This is a genomic window from Planktotalea arctica, from assembly GCF_002105285.1.
Taxonomy (GTDB): domain Bacteria; phylum Pseudomonadota; class Alphaproteobacteria; order Rhodobacterales; family Rhodobacteraceae; genus Planktotalea; species Planktotalea arctica.
Genome location: NZ_MUHR01000031.1, coordinates 1 through 16850 on the forward strand (window position 1 = coordinate 1; position 16850 = coordinate 16850).

Consider the following 16850-nt stretch of genomic DNA (forward strand, 5'->3'; position numbering starts at 1 on the left):
CCACGCCATCAACAAAGCCAACATGAAGTATACACTATTTGTTCCCAAAGACGCCCAAGTATGCAGCTTCGGGGCCCTTAGGCCAAGACGCCGGACTTTGTCACCATTGGCCACACCAATCGGAATGTCTGCTTGAATTCTGGAGGGAAATAGGGCGCGCTCGACTTTTGCGTGCAAGCGCGCCTTCATTATTCTAAACTGCGAGAGGTGTTGGTCCACGCTGCCATTTCAAAGGATGGAACACCTCGTCAACCGGTGTAACCGCCACGTGGTTGATGTAATTGGACATCGTTTTTTGGGCGATACCCAAGATGACATCCAAAACTGCACGGTGGCTGTAACCGGCAGCAAAGAAGGCTTCCAATTGAGCATCCGTAGCGTTTCCACGTTCGCGCACCATCTGAATCGTGAACGTGCGCAAGGCTTCAAGCTTGGCTAATGGTAACGGCGTTTCGTTGCGCAGGGCGTCGGTGATTTCGTCCGAGACCTTCATCATCTTTGCAATACCGGTGTGTGCAGGTACGCAGTAGTGGCATGAGTGTTCAACATTGATAGCTTGCCAAACAACGGTCAGCTCATCCGCATTAAAATCTGTTTCCGTGAACAACTTGTGAAGCAGTTGGTATGCCTCATATGCTTGCGGGCTCTCTGCCAGGACCTTGTGCAGACCAGGCAACCTCCCAAAGGCCTTTTGCGAGTTCTCAAGCAATGGTTTTGAGCCTTCTGGGGCAGTGTCGAGATCGTGGGAGGGGAAAGTCATGTTGGTGCGTCCTTTGTAAATTGCTGACTATTGGCTTTTAGACTTTCTTGAGTGATCACTCAAGTATATAGTTGAGTGATCATTCAAAAAACGGTGAGCCGATGCCACGAAAGCCAAATTATGATCGAGATGAGTTGATTGAACGCGCACGCGATTTGTTTTGGAAACGCGGATGGGCAGGAACGTCGTTAAAAGACCTCGAAGTTGTTTTACAGATGAAGCCGGGCAGCTTCTATGCAGCGTTCGGCTCGAAGGACGCGCTATTTACGCTTGCAATGGAAAAATACGCGACTGATGGCCGGGAGCGCCTGAAAGCGTTAGAGCAAGAACATGGCCCGATCAAAGCGCTTCAATGTTTCCCCAAGATGGTCGTCGAGAACGATGCCGCTCCCGCCAAGGCATGCATGTTGTCAAAGACACTTCTTGAACTTCACGCACATAGTCATCCTCTGGCGCAGGACGCAAATTTGCATCTGCTGAAGATGGAAGGGCATTTTGCGGAGTTGTTTCGGCAGGCTCAATCAGCAGGCGACATTGATCTTTCGCATGATCCTCAGGTGCTTGCCCGCAGGTACCAGTCTGATCTTTTAGGTTTGAGGGTCTCAGCCGAGCGCGAAGGTGTCGACGCGAAAGCAATCGCGGCGGAGATAGCAGACGGCTTGACCAGACTTCAATAAATCCGTTAGCCGTCATTTGGTCTTTGCGCAGCATCCAGCACTTCGGGCTCAGAGCCGCCATGCGGTGGTGCGGCGACAGGCCGCTATCTGATGTTCTCAGACCTGCCGTTGGGCATGTTCGTGGTAACCTATGCCAAGCTGTTCAAAACATTGGTGTTTACGGGAACAAAGCCAAAATAGCGTGCCGTTCCCTCTCAGACAGCCGTCGCTCCAATTTTTTCAACGACGGTTCGGTCTGAGCCCGATGTGTGAGTTAGGTTTTCTCGCTGCATGCGCTAGCAGCGTGGAAAATGCTGCGTCAGCGTAGAATTCGGTGCTGCCGCGCAGCGGGAAAACCAGCCATTTGTGCAGAGTACAGCAAGGATCAAAGGTCGAATTCACAGACTGCAGAGGAAACCGAACGTGCGCTGCAGTTTCGAGGTATAGGTTCACTGTTTGAGGAAGCGGATGTTTGGCGACACGTTGCACTTTCAACCGCAGCGGATGCCTGCAAAAAGACCAACGTGTGAGTCCGATTTCCCCGCTGCGAAAGCCCAGTCCTACGCTGTAGCGATGGAAATTCGCCCCGTTTGCAACCTTTCCGTGGCGACCCATGCTGCCAATCTGACGAAAGACGCAAACGCAGCCAAGGCTGATTGGATAACACATGTCATCGCCAAGGGTCTAACCAACCTAGAGGCCCTTTTTGCGCAGGATGCGCGGGCCACCTTCAGTTATGGTGACACGCCAACACTGGCGGATTGCTGCCTGATCCCGCAGCTTTACAATGCGGAACGCTGGGGCGTTGATTACGCCAATCATCGTCGTATTCAGGCAATCGCCGAGGCAACGCAAGACATGCCTGCCTTTGCAGATGCGCACCCAGACACTGTCGGGCCGCCAGCGCCCTAACCCCAAAACCCGCAGCTAATTGGTGACATGTTCGCTGAGGATATTAATCGCCTCTGTCAGCGCCTTCACTCGCTCAGGCCCAAGCAGGTCATCAAATTCAGCGTTACGCGCCAGAAACTTGGGATGAAGTGTTTCAAGCAGCTCTGCACCTGCGGGGCTTAGCGACACGATTTTCTTTCGCTTGCTTATGGGATCGTCCGTAAATGCGACCAAACCGCGCTTTTGCAGATCAACCGCCGTGCGACTTACCTGTGCGCGGTCAATTCCGCAAAAACGGCTGATATCTGAAATGGATGCCGCCGTGAACGTATTGATAACATTCAGAATTCTGTAAGATGTCAGGTTAATGTCGGTATCGACCAAAAGCTCTTGCGCCTGATGGTCCAGCAGTTTGCTCAGCACCGACAGCCTGAACGTCAGTCGCGATTCCAGCTCTCTCACTTTTTCAAGTTGATGCTCAAGGGATTTGGCAGTGACCAGCATATCGACCTATATTGTTGAGTATACAACATTATTGTTGTTGAGTTATGTATATTAAGTTATCAGAGTCGAAAGTTGAGTGAAAGCAACATTGGTCTTTGGGAGGAGGGCAGCTTGACACAGCAACACACCAACGTCCTGTTTATCATGGCCGACGAACACCAAGCTGCTGCTTTGTCCGCCCTTGGCCATCCCGTTGCCAAAACCCCTCACCTGGACCGACTGGCTGCACGGGGCACTCTGTTTCAGAACGCCTACACGCCAAGCCCGATCTGTGTCCCGGCCCGTGCTGCCGTTGCCACGGGGCGATACGTGCACAAGACGAGGTATTGGGATAACGCCCATGCCTATGACGGGCGTGTCGCGGGGTGGGGTCATATTCTGCAATCGGGCGGCGTGCCCGTGACCAGCATCGGCAAGCTGCACTATCGGTCCGAAGCCGACCCCACCGGATTTGATGACCAGATCATGCCGCTCCATATCGCCGGTGGTGTTGGGCAAGTCTGGGGATCGGTCCGCAACCCACTGCCGACAACGCTCAAGGCGACGGGCATGTTGGGTCCCATCGGCGCGGGAATGGCGAAACACAATGCCTACGATATGCGTGTTGCACAGGCCGCCGCCGATTGGCTTGGGGCTGAGGCACGAAAGAAAGAGCCATGGTGCGCCTTTGTCAGTTTCGTGGCACCCCATTTTCCGCTGACCGTTCCCGAAGAATACCTTTCCCGTTACCGCGCAGCGCAAATGCCAATGCCAGCCGTTCGTCCTGGGCCCGCGTATCAACCGCATCCATGGGTCGCTCGGATGAACAATATTGAGGACAGTGACGCCGAACTTGGCACCGACGAAAATCGCCAAGCCGCCATTGCCGCATATTACGCGCTGTGTGAATTTGTCGACGCCCAAATCGGTAAGGTTTTGGACGCGCTCGAAACCTCGGGTCAAGCCGAGAATACCTTGGTGATTTACACGTCGGATCATGGCGAAACCCTTGGAATGCGGGGGCGGTGGGGGAAATCCGTGCTTTACCGTGAGGCCACGCAAGTGCCGCTGATTCTTGCGGGACCGGAAGTTGCGAAAGGCGCGCGCGTGCAGACGCCTGTCAGCCTGCTCGACATCGCGCCGACCATCACAGGCACCATTGATCTGCCGTCCGATCCGGAATGGCCCGGCAAGTCCTTGGTTCAGATCGCGGCACAGCCCGACGACTCCAACAGGATTGTCTTTTCCGAATACCACGCGGCCAATTCGGCCTCTGGTGGTTTCATGGTCGCCAATGTCCGCTGGAAATACCACGCTTATGTCGGCTACGCGTCTGAGCTGTTCGACCTAGAGGCCGACCCGCTTGAGACCCGCAACCTTGCCGATGATCCCGCCTTCGCGGTGCAGCAATCATCGATGGAGGCTACCCTGCATCGCATCTGCGATCCCGTTGCCACGGATGCTAGCGCCAAGGCAGATCAAGACATGCTCGTCGCACGTTATGGAGGACCTGCAGCGGCATTCAATACTGGACCATCGGGCGCCACGCCCATCCCCGGACCCTAACAAAAATCATGCGTAACAGGAGGAGAACGCAATGAAATTTAAGATGTTCAAGGGGGCCGTCGCGGCCCTTGCACTAGTTGGCGCAACAAGTGCTACAGCAGAAAATTGGGCCCCCGAAGGCCCCGTGAGCGTCATGATCGCTTTCCAAGCAGGCGGCGGCGCAGACACCATGGGCCGCTTGCTGGCGCAGGAACTGTCCGAGCGTAACGGCTGGGAAGTCATTCCTGAAAACGTGACGGGCCGCGGCGGGGCTGCGATGGCAGAAGCGTTGCTGGACCAGCCTGCAGATGGATTGGCCATCGGGATCACTGTGTCCGAGGCGTTCACTTACAACATTCAAGCCGCGCGCAATCCAACCTACGCGCTAGATGACTTCACCTATCTCTCTACGATCACAGGGTCTCAGATGGGGATCATTGCGCGTGCTGATCGTGGCTGGACAACGCTGGCCGATGTGGCTGCTGCTGCTCAAGCGGGCGAAGACATCAGCTTTGGCGCGATGAGCCAGAAGCTAGCCGATGCCGCCTATGTGATTGGCAAAGCACTTGATGTCGAGTTCACAACCGTGATGGTCAAAGGTGGACGTGGCGGTCTAAATGGTGTTGTCGCCAAAGATATCGACGTGGCATGGGCTGCTGGTGTGCAAACTCCTGGCATCAAGGCAGGCGACATCTTTAACCTCGTCTCTGCTGAGGAAGATGCCTTGAGAGTTTCTCCCGATGCGCAAATGCTGGCTGAGTATAACGTGCCTTTCACTTTTGGTGTTAAATTCATGGTTGTCGCACCTGGCGGCATGTCAGAGGACGTTAGCATGGCCTATCAGACAGCCATCGCCGAGGTCCTCAATGACCCTGAAGGTGAGCTGAACAAAATGATCTCGCGCGCTTTTGCAGGACCGGTTGTGGTGCAAGGCAATGATCTGCGCGCCATGCTGGATGAAGGCTATGCAGAAGCCGGCGCTCTACTTGAGGCCGCGTCCGAATAGAGATGCTTTCGCGCCCCGTTCGTTCGAGCGGGGCGCATTCTGTCAGCTATCGGAGGTAAACGTCATGCTAGATCGAAAAACCGAAATCTGGGTTGCACTCATCTGCCTTCTGGCAGGCCTGTTGACGGCAATCCTTTGGGTTCCGTTCGACAGTGAAACACCCCCAATCTATGACTTTCGCCGCCAGACTTATATCGGTGACGCCATGTTGCCTATGGTTGCTGCATTGGGCATTGCCGTCTGCGCCTTGGTCCATTTGCTTTTGTCGTGGCGACGCAAAGTCACCGAGGCGGATGGCCCTTTTGACAAGCTAACGGCAGCCTTTTTCCTATGCCTTTTCGCGATCATCATTGCGGCCTTTGTCGTGATGTATTGGGCGGGTCCCGTTGCCTTGGCGCTGTTTGGACCATCGGGCGAGGAGGCTGCGACCTATCGGCAAATGCGCTCCACGGTGCCGTGGAAATACATTGGTTTCGTATCGGGGGGCTTCATTCTGGTGTTCGGAATTACCTCTCTGCTTGAAGGGTCAATGCGCTGGAAACGCGCGCTGAGTTCGATCCTTGCGATCGTCGTTCTGATCGTGATCTTCGATCTGCCCTTCGACACGATCCTGTTGCCACCGAACGGGGATTTCTAAGTTGAGCGTGCTTGAATACGTCTGGGCCGGTGTTCTGGCCGTGATTGCAGGCCCTGCTGCGTTTGAGATCTTTGGGCTGGGTGTCCCCATCACCGTGCTCATGGTCTTTGGCGGCTTTGTCATTGGCATCGTGGGTGGTGCAACGCCGGGGTTGGCGGGTCCTTTCCTGATGGCGGTCTCGTTGCCCATTTTGTTGTCGATCTTTGGTTTTACACCCGACGCTCTGTTGCCTGTCCTCGGGTTTCTAGTGGGGGTCATGAAGGGTGCTACTGTTGGTGGGGCGGTGCCAGCGATCCTGTTCAACACACCCGGCACGCCGGATGCGATGTTGACCACCTTTGACGGCTACCCGATGGCGCAAAAGGGCCAAGCCGGCAAGGCGCTGCGCACTGCGCATTTTGCATCCGTGTCTGGGGATACGTTTTCAGACATCGTGCTGTTCACCTGTGCGCCCTTCCTTGCCATCGCGGTCGAGGCTTACTTGGGCTTTGGCGAAAAGGCGGCCCTGATCCTGCTGTCGCTGGCCTTTGTGGCCGCTGTGGTTGGCGCGTCGCCGATGAAAGGTATGATCGCGGCGTTCTTTGGCCTTTTCGTGGCGGCGATTGCGACAGGCGAAGATTCCTATCCACGGCTGACGTTTGAGACCGATTTTCTGGCCAACGGCGTGCCGTTGATCACAGCGGTCCTTGGCGTCTTAATCCTTGGCGAAGTCCTCTATGCGTTCGAGCAGATGTGGCGGGATCGCAGGGTCGAGAAAATCAAAGAGGTCCAACAGGAGGGCGACCAACGCCTGACATGGGCGGAGCGCAAGCGGTTGTTTCCTTATATCTCCGTCTCGGCCCTTATTGGAACAGGCATCGGCGCGCTGCCCGGTATTGGGTCAACACTCGCGGCTACGCTTGGCTATGCGACGGGCGACCGGATGCACAAGGGACCGGTAAAATTCGGCGATGGCACACCGGAAGGGGTTGCCGCGACCGAGGCCGCCAACAGCTCAGTTTCAGGCGCGAACCTGATCCCCGTACTGTCACTGGGCATTCCGGGCAATGTGGGCGCGGTGTTCCTGATCTTGGCCGCAGAATCCATTGGCGGCTTTAACCCAGGCCCCGGTGTCTTTCGCTTCACCACCTCAGAGGTGAACCCCGAACTCGTGATTGCCTTTGGCCTGTTCACGGCGATGATGCTGGCCAATATCATGAACTGGATCATCGGGGGCCGGATCATGGCCGCCTGTGGGGTCATGTCGCGCATCCCCAAACAGGTGCTGTTGCCCATCGTACTGCTGCTTACGCTGACGGCGATCTATGTGCAGGAAACCGATTTCAACGCCTTCTACTTTGCCTTTGCCTTCGCGATCCTTGGCTATCTGATGCGCAAGCTCAAGGTCCCCACGTTGCCGTTCGTGATCGCCTTCATCCTTGCGGGGAATCTTGAGACGTCCATCCGGCAAGCCTTTGCAGTCTCAGGGGGCGATTCATGGTTCCTGTTCAAGAGCCCGCTTTCGATCCTGTTCCTGCTGATCGCTGTTGGCGTGATCATATTCTTCTCGCGGCCCAAGAAACCGGCAGCAAACAAGGCCATCGCGGCGGAAAGGGACAGCTGATGGCCATCAAGAATATACTGGTTGCCTTCAATGGATCGGAAGCGTCAGAAAATGCGCTGCTCGTGGCAGCACAGATGCAAAAGAAATACGCGGCCCATGTGACTGGCCTGCTGGCCCATGAGGGGCAACGTGACACCTTCGCCCGCCGCCCTTGGGTGCCCGAAAACGTTCGTGAGATCATCGAGACCGCTGTGCAATCCGAAGAAACGCGTCTGGAAGCGCGCTTTCGCGGGGTGCTGGGAACGGCACCCCAGGAAAAGGTACATTGGATCACTCTTGCGGCCACGCCGGACAGCACTGTTGCGCAATACGCCTGCATGTATGACATCACGATTGTCGGGCGGCATATGGCGAATGAGCCTGCGGAGACCAGCCTTCATCCAGAGCGCATTGCAATGAAAGCAGGGCGTCCGGTGCTGGTTGTGCCACCGGGCGATCTGGACCCGTCTTTCATCGACAAGCCCACGGTATTGGCCTGGGACGGAGCGCGCGCCGCAACCCGCGCGATGAACGACGCCATGCTGATCCTTGAGACAAAACAGCGTGTGGATGTGCTGAGTGTCGGGACCAATATCCGCCCTCCATTGGACGGGGTCGACGTGGTCAAGGCCCTAACGCGTCATGAGGTCAATGCGGTCCGCGTGCGCCGTGAAAAGGGCGCGCGCCGGATCGGTGAGGCCATCCTTGACTACTGCGACGAGATCGGCGCGGGCCTGTTGGTCATGGGCGCGTTCGAGCACAGCATGTTTCGACAAGAGGTGTTCGGCGGAACGACCATGTCCGTGTTGCAGAACGCGACAACCCCTGTCCTGATCTCTCATTGAGGCGCAGATGACCCAACCCAATTTCCTGTTCATCACGGCAGATCAACATCGCGGCGATTGTCTGGGTGTTGAAGGACGGGCCGTCAAAACGCCCCATCTTGACCGAATGGCCGAGCGTGGCACGCGTTTCAGTTCTGCGATTTGCCCGGCGCCCGTGTGTCAGCCCGCGCGCGCGTCAATCCTCACAGGTCAGCTCTGCCGCACCCACGGTGTGCATGACAACGGGATTGATCTGGACGAGGACATCGGTGCCAAAGGCTTTGCCGGAACGCTGGCTGCCGCAGGTTATGACACCGGCTTTTTCGGTAAGGCGCATTTTTCAAGTTACGACCCGCGCGAACCCACGGGCCGACCTGAATCCGGTCTGTCGTCGGTCGACTTTGGCCCCGATTGGTTCGGACCTTATATGGGCTTCAACCATGTCGAATTGATGCTGTCCGGCCCGTCGAACCACCCGCCCCAGCAACCGCCTAAGGGTCTGCATTACGAGCAGTTTTTCTATGGCGATGGCCAGGGCGAAGACCGCGTGGCCCGGTATCTGGCTGGCAGCGACGACACTAAAGGGGCCGCGCAAACATGGCATTCGCAGCTTCCGCCCGAATGGCACTACACCCCGTGGACGGCGGATCGCGCGATTGACTGGCTCTCAAATGGCCGTGACAGCGAGAAGCCCTTCTGCGCATGGGTTAGCTTTGTGGATCCGCATCATCCATTCGATTGCCCCGAACCGTGGTCCAAGCTGCATGATCTGGTCAAGGTTGACCTGCCTCTGCACCGCACCCGTGATCTGGACAACCGCCCGTGGTGGCACCGCGCTGCCTTGGAAAACAGCCCGCAAGGGAATGCAGATGAGGTCAAGGTCCGCTCGACCTATTCGCGGATTGACCCGCAAACCGACGACCAATTGCGTGAAATTATCGCAAACACCTATGGCCAGATCGCCTTTATTGACGCGCAGGTGGGGCGGATCATGGCGGCACTCGAAGACGCTGGACTGGCAGAGAACACCATCGTTATCTACACCTCAGATCACGGCGATTGGCTGGGCGATCACGGGCTGATCCTGAAGGGGCCGATGCCGTATGAAGGGCTCTTGCGGGTACCGATGCTTGTCACCGGTCCGGGCGTCAGGGCAGGGCACGTGGTGGACGCACCGGTCTCAACACTTGACATCGCAGCGACGTTTTCGGATTTCGCCGATGTCGCGCCGGGCCTTCCGCAGCACGGGACCAGCCTTAGGCCACTTCTTGAGGGCGACGGGCAGCGCGATTTCGCAATGATGGAATGGGAGCTTTTGCCAAATCGCGTCGGCGTTGCCCTGTCCTTGCGCACGGTGCGCACCAAGTCGGCAAAGCTGACCAAGGACCTGCGATCCGACGCGGGAGAGATGTACGATCTGGCATCAGATCCCCATGAGATGCATAACATATTCGACGATCCAACACGGGCGAACCTGAGAGATGAGCTTGAGACCTATCTGGCGCAGCGCCCCGATGACATCGGCCCGATCAACACGCCTGTCGGGCCAGGATAAGCGGCGCAAGAGGGGCTGAATGACCACAACGGACGGTATGGGCGAGGCCAGTAAACTGTGCTGCACGCCAGCGCGCGAAGGGCGCGCACCTGCGGTCAGTCATCTTCAGGTGGGCAGTACGAGACGGGTTGCCAGCCACGCTGTGTATATCCCCGGTGGGCGTGCGCTTATTGGCACAAATGCGCCGAGAATCCCTGACGATGGCGAAAGCCCGCTGCGCAAAACCCGCCTTGATGCGTACTTGATCGGGTCCACTACAGTAACGAACGCCGAGTTCGCCGCTTTTGTTGTAGACACTGGTTATGTCACCGAGGCCGAACGGTTCGGCTGGTCCTTCGTCTTTTGGGACCAAGTTCCCGACAGCTACGGCGCGACGAGCGGCGTGGTGGAGGTCGAATGGTGGCGACGTGTGGACGGAGCCTATTGGGCCGCGCCAAACGGGCCGAGCACCGAAGAGGCATGTTTGCCCAACCATCCTGTCGTTCAAGTCTCATGGGCCGACGCCCGCGCCTATTGCACATGGGCCGGCGGCAGGCTTCCGTCCGAGGCGGAATGGGAACATGCCGCGCGCGGCGGACTTGGGGATGTGCTGTTCCCATGGGGCGATGCAGAGCCGGACGATGACACCTACACACCCTGCAACATCTGGCAGGGCCAGTTTCCGGACGTGAACACCTGCCGCGACGGTTATGCAACAACGGCCGCTGCGCAATCCTTCGCCCCCAACGGCTACGGCCTCTACAACATGGTCGGCAATGTCTGGGAATGGACGTCTGAACCCTACCGGATCCGATCCCTCAAGCGGCAAGTCAAAGACCGCCTGCGCGCGATGAAGGGCTACAAGCTCTCCAAAGGCGGTTCGTTCCTGTGTCATCGCAGTTATTGCTACCGGTATCGCATTGCCGCGCGCTCGGGCACGTCGCCTGACAGCAGTACAACTCATCACGGCTTTCGGGTCGTCTGGAAGGCGGATTAAATGCCCAAGAACGTCCTTTTCATCATGTGCGACCAGCTACGCCACGACTACCTCGGCTGCGCTGGTCACCCCCATCTCAAGACACCCAATATCGATGCGCTCGCCGCCCGTGGTGTGCGATTTGATCGTGCCTACGTCCAATCGCCGATCTGCGGCCCCTCGCGCATGTCGACCTACACGGGGCGCTATGTGCGCTCCCACGGCAGCACCTGGAACAACATCCCGCTTCGCGTCGGTGAAATGACCTTGGGCGATCATCTTGACCCATTGGGCGTGCGTACCGCGCTTTGTGGCAAAACCCACATGACCGCCGATATCGAAGGCATGACGCGGCTTGGCATCGACCCGGCCTCGCCCAAGGGCCGCCGCATTGCGGAATGCGGGTTTGAGGTTTGGGACAGGCTCGATGGACTGCATCCAACAGGCGGCAAGGTTCCGACCCATTACAACGAGTATCTGCGCCGTCAGGGGTACGATGTCGAAAACCCTTGGGAAGATGTGGCCAATGCGGCCGAGGATACGGATGGAAATATCCTTTCCGGTTGGCTCATGGAAAATGCCGACAAGCCTGCGCGCGTGGCGCAAGAGCACTCGGAAACCCCGTATTCCACCACACGTGCGATGGAGTTCATCGAGGATGCGGGCGATCAGCCGTGGTGCCTGCACCTGAGTTATATCAAACCACACTGGCCCTATATCGTGCCGGCACCCTACCACGATATGTATGGGCCCGAACACGTTTTGCCCGCCGTTCGATCCAACGCAGAACGCACCGAAGCACACCCCGTCCTTGCCGCCTATTTCGAACACCGCTTCTCAAAGGTTTTCACCAGTGATGAAGTCCGCAACCGCGTCATCCCTGCCTACATGGGCCTGATCGCGCAGATCGATGACCAGATCGGGCGATTGATGGCATGGCTAGATGCGCGCGACATCACCAAAGATACGCTGATCGTCTTTACCTCGGATCACGGCGATTACCTTGGCGATCACTGGCTGGGTGAAAAAGAGCTTTTCCACGATGCCTCCGCCCGCGTGCCTCTGATCGTGGTGGATCCGTCGCCCGAGGCAGACGACACGCGCGGGCAGGTCCGCGATGATCTGATTGAGGCGATTGATCTGGCACCTACTTTCGTGGATTGGTTCGGCGGCGAGGCGCGGCCTCACATTCTCGAAGGCTGCTCGCTCCTCCCGCTCCTACGCGACGAGACACCTGAGTGGCGTGATGCAGTGGTCAGTGAATACGACTATTCCATGCGCCGCGCGCGCCGCATCCTGAACCAACCTGTCGGCGACTGTCGCCTGACGATGGTCTTTGACGGGCGCTGGAAATACACCCACGCCGAAGGGTTCCGGCCCATGCTTTATGATCTAAAGGCCGACCCAGATGAACTCTGTGACCTTGGCGATGATCCAGCCTTTGCAGCCGAGCGTGACCGGCTTGCCAACCGACTGGCGCAATGGTCGCGCGGACATCACAACCGCGTCACTGTCTCAGATGATCAAATCGCCCGTCGCAAAGGCGGGGAACTGGCAAAAGGCATTATCGTTGGATTCTGGGACGGTGCGGAACTTGCCGAGGCCCGAGGAGACGGCGAAAGCGGCAACTAAACAATTTGGCCTACGCGCTGGTTTCACTTGTTATTTGGGGGTGCACTCGAATTGCGAACATCCACCTTGTCTGCAGACTGTGACTCCGCCACTGGATTCATGGTGCAACCTGTACAAATGGCCTGTTGTTCTGCTGCGTGACAGCATGAAGTTTGAAGCTTGTGCCGCATTCTTCTCGCTGCGCGCGCTCGCTGCACAGAACTATAATGGCCGAGTTGGGCTCGGACTGGACCTTAGCTGCACAACGAACCAAGGCCCGCAGAGCGGGACGAACCTGCCTTGTGCAGTCGCGGCTATTGCCGACGCAGCATTTCTTCGCACCAACAGCAGGTTTCTTGCAGCAATGCAGCGAACTTCACCGGAGCAGCCATTGATATCCGAGACCTAGTGCAAAATCCAAACTACTTTTTCGCTACGTCCGGGTCCAACAATCGGGTCGCGGACTTTTCGGGCCTTGGGAACAAGATACTGTGACGCAATGAACATCACCCGGTGGGGTCGCGTTCAAAATAGTGCATTGGTCCGGTGGCCTTGGGTGTTGTGCCTCGGTTCAACAAATTCAGGCACGCATTCCCCCTCCATCGGTCATTTCAACACAGGGTTTTGGTTTTGGCATTGGAACGTCGGTTGTATATTTGGGAACGGAATAGCCAGCTTGCACCACTGGGCGTTCAGCGATGCGTAAATACCAGTCTTTGATGTTTGGAAAAGCGTTCAAGTCAACTTCTTGCCATTCAAAGCGCGACACCCAAGGCCAGCATGCCATGTCTGCAATTGAATAGGTGCCACGGCCTGCCCCTGCTATGAAATCACGCCCTTCCAAGCGTATGTTCAGAACAGTGTACAAACGGTGCGTTTCAGCGGCGTAGCGCTTCTCGGCGTATTCCGATTTGCCTTTGTTATATTTCACAAAGTGATGGGTCTGCCCCAGCATTGGGCCCAAGCCGCCCATTTGCCACATCAACCATTCAACCATTGGCCAATATTCGGGGCCCTCGCATTGAAACTTTTTATACTTGTCCGCCAGATACATCATGATCGCGCCCGACTCCGTTAATTGAAGACCGGTCTCTTGATCCACGATCGCGGGGATGCGGTTGTTCGGTGCGATTTTTAGGAAATCAGGTGCGAATTGCTCGTCCTTGGTGATGTCGATTGCATGCACCTTGTAAGGGACGCCAAGTTCTTCGAGGAGGATCGAAACCTTGCGGCCATTTGGTGTCGTCCATGTGTAGAGATCAATCATCTGACGGCCTTTTCCATGTGATGGTTTACGTTTAACATCGCTTGATCTTGAGTGTCGGAACGCATCACAGCACGTTTATCCGATAGCCAGACCGTGGGAAATGGACGCATACGTTGCCCACGTCCTCAGCCGAGCGTTCGATGACTACGGTCTCGGCATCGGCGTAGCGCAAGGTTCCTGCGACTGGTTGTTCGCCGCCATTCACATCTGGCTGCACAGTCACTCGCTGCCCAACCGAAAGCCCCTGTGGGTCATGTGGCGCTACACCGGTCTCGGAGGTCGGTTCCAGGCTCTTTGCGCGCAAAATGGCATCCTGCGGATCCATATCGCTACAGGTTCCATGGCCAATGCCTTGAATATTAGCTTCCCAGCGGACAAGGTCTTTGAATTCCGACAGGAATGACGGTCCGTCGGCCCAGCGGCCGCGCAAGAACCAGACCACGTGGTAGAATTGTGCGTCGATCGCCGCGGGCTGCGGACCAAGCAGGAATGCCCGCCCGTCAGACATTTGCGTGTTCAGCCATGACAGCGGTGCGCGCACTTGCGACACCAGATGGGGCAGGTCTGCGTTGGCTTGTTTCAACGCTGCCGCCCAGTCCTCTCCGAGGTATAGCCGCCCACGATCCGCCGCAAAATCCTTATCCAGCTGATCGCCAGCCACACCCAGAATGTGACGCACGGTTTGGTCGAACAGGGCCCCGTCCGTCCATCGGCTTAGGTTCAGGACTTCGGTAACGGAAGCTTCTCTGTCAATGGTTTTATGGCGAGCACTATTTGGCACTGGCGGCGATCACCGTTGCAAATACACTTCGACAAGGTAGGGAGCGGTTTTTGAACTGCTGCTGTTTCGTGACCCTTCAATACAAGATCTTCCCCGGGTTCATGCTTCGGTCCGTGGTCAGCGCGATGGCTGCCAACATGATGCTGGTCCAGTGTGGTAGCCCGAAGTGCCCATCTCATAAGCGTGCTCGAAGGTTTGTTCGGCAACAGTCCTGACCACGGCATCTTCGGAACCACGTCCCGGTGGGGACCTCTAAGGGCCGCGGTCAAGCAGCCTTCAATGGTTCGCTCTCAAGCGTTATGATTCTGCCTAGACGCCCCCAACGGTTGGAGGGGCTGCGTGATTGAACTCGGTGCCGTCTCGCCACATGCGATGAAGAACAACACCAATGCGCCTTACCAGCGCGACCATCGCCCTCTTGTTCCCCCGGCGCTTGGCCACGCGCGCAGCCCAAGTTCTAAGCCATGAGGGGCGACCGCGGTGTAGCATTACTGTCGCAGCCTGACATAATGCTCTGCGCAAATTTACGTCACCCGCCTTTGTGATGCCGCCAATAACATCGCGCTCTCCAGATTGATGTCGCGATGGCGTTAAGCCCACCCAAGGCTCAACGCGTTTGGAAGACTTAAAGCGACTGGGATCATCCACAGCGGATTTGAAAGTCAAAGCGACAACCGCTCCTATGCCTGGCATTGTCATCAACACGCGACAGACAGGGTCATCCTTCGCAAGGCCGCGAACTTCACGTTCCAGATTAGCCAGTTCTTGGCGCAGCGCAGCGCGCGATTTGAGCATAGGTGTAGTTGCTACCTCTAGCATGGCATTGCCCGCTACAAGTTCACGCACTCGCACGTCATAACGCCCGCGCGAGATCGCGCCGACTTTGAGCCCGAAGTTCCGCAGCAGACCGCGCAGGGACATCTCAAGGGTAATCATACCCTGCTGGATTGCTTTGCGGGCACCCAGTAAGGCGCGAACCTCCTGTGCAGATACGGATTTGCAATGCACCGGCCTGAACCAGCCGATATGAAGCAGTCGGGCAATCCCTTCGGCATCCCGCCGGTCGGTTTTAATCGGCATTGCCTTCAATGCGCCCTTCACTTGTCTGGTCTCCATAAGCACGACATCAAGCCCTGCTTCAGTCATTCCACGATGCAGCCATTGCGACAATGGTCCCGCTTCCAGCCCAATGATTGCAATCATCCCAGGCAGCGTGCCTGCAAACAGCGAGAGCGTCTCGGGCTCGCTGGCGATTTCGGTTTCCTTGATGATTTTACCATGTTCGTTGACCACACAAACCGCAGTCTTTGCGAGCGATACATCAAGTCCAATAAATAACTTCATCCCGTATTCCTCCTTCAAGATATGGTACGGGAACGGCGACAGCTTGCCTCTGGGAATGCAATAGATAACGGCATGTGCGCGACGCAGGCCCCCGTTACAGCATCTCATAACCAGAATATGACGGTTGCGGCGAGCGCGATTGCAGACAGGAAAACCTTTGGACACCTATCGTAACGGGTTGCCACTCGCCGCCAGTCTTTAAGCCTGCCAAACATGCGTTCGATCCTGTTGCGGCGTTTGTAACGGCGCTTGTCGTATCGAACGGTCTTATTGCGTGACTTGCGACCAGGGATACAAGGCTTTGTGCCCCTGTCTGTTAAGGCTTCTCGGAACCAATCGGCATCATAGCCCCTGTCGGCGAGCAACCATTCCGCATCTGGTAAACCGCTCAGCAAAGCCGCCGCACCGGTGTAATCGCTGACCTGACCGGCGGTTATGAAGAAGCGGATTGGGCGACCGCTGGTGTCAGTGACAGCATGCAATTTGGTGTTCATGCCGCCCTTTGTCTGACCGATTAGACGACCACGCCCCCCTTTTTAAGCCCCAGGCTTGAGGCAGTGCGGTGCGCTTTGAGGTAGGTCGCGTCGATCGAGATGGTCTGATTATCGGGTGCCTCCGCTGCCAACCCCGTCATTATCCGGGCAAACACACCTATATCGCTCCAGCGTTTCCAGCGGTTGTACAACGTCTTGGGCGGACCATACGCTGCGGGGGCATCACACCAGCGTAAGCCATTGCGATTGATGAAGATAATACCACTCAAAACACGCCTATCGTCGACGCGTGGCCTACCTCGGCTCCTTGGAAAGTACGGACGAAGCCGCCTCATCTGTTCTTCGGTTAGCCAGTAAAGATTGCTCATCGTTCCCCCAAATCATTGGGGTTCGTGAATCATGACGACAAACCAGCATCAAGGCAATTAATGGGTCCTGAGCCTAATCAACTCCGGCTCA

The 16850-nt window shown here is 56.8% G+C and carries 16 protein-coding genes; 10 read left to right on the top strand and 6 right to left on the bottom strand.

Annotated elements, in window-relative coordinates; all coding sequences use genetic code 11:
- Nucleotides 1–193 precede the first annotated feature (193 nt).
- Entirely contained in the window at nucleotides 194–760 is a 567-nt protein-coding gene (locus tag B9P63_RS18360; RefSeq protein WP_085311535.1) for a carboxymuconolactone decarboxylase family protein, read from the bottom strand.
- A gap of 101 nt (nucleotides 761–861) precedes the next feature.
- On the opposite strand from B9P63_RS18360, the gene B9P63_RS18365 reads away from it, so the two are divergent.
- A complete protein-coding gene (locus tag B9P63_RS18365) occupies nucleotides 862–1437 on the top strand; it encodes a TetR/AcrR family transcriptional regulator (RefSeq protein WP_085311537.1) in 576 nt (191 codons plus the stop codon).
- A 552-nt stretch (nucleotides 1438–1989) separates the two neighbouring features.
- On the top strand, nucleotides 1990–2328 hold the full coding sequence (locus B9P63_RS18370; RefSeq protein ID WP_085311540.1) for a glutathione S-transferase C-terminal domain-containing protein: 339 nt from the start codon (nucleotides 1990–1992) through the stop codon (nucleotides 2326–2328).
- A gap of 15 nt (nucleotides 2329–2343) precedes the next feature.
- Here the strand turns inward: B9P63_RS18370 and B9P63_RS18375 are convergent, their stop codons facing one another.
- Nucleotides 2344–2811, bottom strand: coding sequence for a MarR family winged helix-turn-helix transcriptional regulator (locus B9P63_RS18375; protein WP_085311542.1), 468 nt, complete (start codon nucleotides 2809–2811; stop codon nucleotides 2344–2346).
- 111 nt (nucleotides 2812–2922) lie between these two features.
- Here B9P63_RS18375 and B9P63_RS18380 point away from each other — a divergent pair, with 111 nt between their 5' ends.
- From B9P63_RS18380 to B9P63_RS18420, 8 genes are all read left to right on the top strand, one after another.
- Nucleotides 2923–4356, top strand: a complete 1434-nt coding sequence (locus tag B9P63_RS18380) for a sulfatase family protein (protein WP_245830759.1) — start codon at nucleotides 2923–2925, stop codon at nucleotides 4354–4356.
- Nucleotides 4357–4387: 31 nt separating this feature from the next.
- Complete coding sequence (locus B9P63_RS18385; protein ID WP_085311544.1) at nucleotides 4388–5341, top strand: tripartite tricarboxylate transporter substrate-binding protein; 954 nt, start codon at nucleotides 4388–4390, stop codon at nucleotides 5339–5341.
- A 64-nt stretch (nucleotides 5342–5405) separates the two neighbouring features.
- Nucleotides 5406–5978 carry a hypothetical protein gene (locus tag B9P63_RS18390; RefSeq protein WP_085311546.1) on the top strand — a complete coding sequence of 191 codons (573 nt, stop codon included), beginning with the start codon at nucleotides 5406–5408 and terminating at the stop codon, nucleotides 5976–5978.
- 7 nt (nucleotides 5979–5985) lie between these two features.
- Nucleotides 5986–7581 (top strand): tripartite tricarboxylate transporter permease, encoded by a 1596-nt coding sequence (locus B9P63_RS18395; protein ID WP_085311562.1) that lies wholly within the window; start codon nucleotides 5986–5988, stop codon nucleotides 7579–7581.
- Nucleotides 7581–8405 (top strand): universal stress protein, encoded by an 825-nt coding sequence (locus tag B9P63_RS19055; protein WP_176219206.1) that lies wholly within the window; start codon nucleotides 7581–7583, stop codon nucleotides 8403–8405. Before B9P63_RS18395 ends, B9P63_RS19055 begins: the two co-directional genes overlap by 1 nt.
- Before the next feature lie 7 nt (nucleotides 8406–8412).
- Nucleotides 8413–9939, top strand: a complete 1527-nt coding sequence (locus tag B9P63_RS18410) for a sulfatase family protein (protein WP_085311550.1) — start codon at nucleotides 8413–8415, stop codon at nucleotides 9937–9939.
- 19 nt (nucleotides 9940–9958) lie between these two features.
- A complete protein-coding gene (locus B9P63_RS18415) occupies nucleotides 9959–10915 on the top strand; it encodes a formylglycine-generating enzyme family protein (protein ID WP_245830761.1) in 957 nt (318 codons plus the stop codon).
- Nucleotides 10916–12526, top strand: coding sequence for an alkaline phosphatase family protein (locus B9P63_RS18420; RefSeq protein WP_085311554.1), 1611 nt, complete (start codon nucleotides 10916–10918; stop codon nucleotides 12524–12526).
- Between the two features lie 559 nt (nucleotides 12527–13085).
- Here the strand turns inward: B9P63_RS18420 and B9P63_RS18425 are convergent.
- From B9P63_RS18425 to B9P63_RS18440, 4 genes are all read right to left on the bottom strand, one after another.
- On the bottom strand, nucleotides 13086–13772 hold the full coding sequence (locus B9P63_RS18425; protein WP_085311556.1) for a glutathione S-transferase family protein: 687 nt from the start codon (nucleotides 13770–13772) through the stop codon (nucleotides 13086–13088).
- Nucleotides 13773–13836: 64 nt separating this feature from the next.
- On the bottom strand, nucleotides 13837–14553 hold the full coding sequence (locus tag B9P63_RS18430; RefSeq protein WP_245830763.1) for a glutathione S-transferase C-terminal domain-containing protein: 717 nt from the start codon (nucleotides 14551–14553) through the stop codon (nucleotides 13837–13839).
- A gap of 309 nt (nucleotides 14554–14862) precedes the next feature.
- The gene (locus tag B9P63_RS18435; RefSeq protein WP_085311558.1) at nucleotides 14863–15897 is read right to left on the bottom strand and encodes an IS110 family RNA-guided transposase; all 1035 of its coding nucleotides are present in this window, start codon (nucleotides 15895–15897) and stop codon (nucleotides 14863–14865) included.
- Nucleotides 15898–16001: 104 nt separating this feature from the next.
- Nucleotides 16002–16759, bottom strand: a protein-coding gene (locus B9P63_RS18440) for an IS5 family transposase (RefSeq protein WP_425439766.1) whose coding sequence is annotated in 2 segments (ribosomal slippage) — nucleotides 16002–16435 and nucleotides 16435–16759 — 759 coding nt in all. Because the reading frame shifts where the segments join, the coding sequence is not laid out codon by codon here.
- Nucleotides 16760–16850 lie beyond the last annotated feature (91 nt).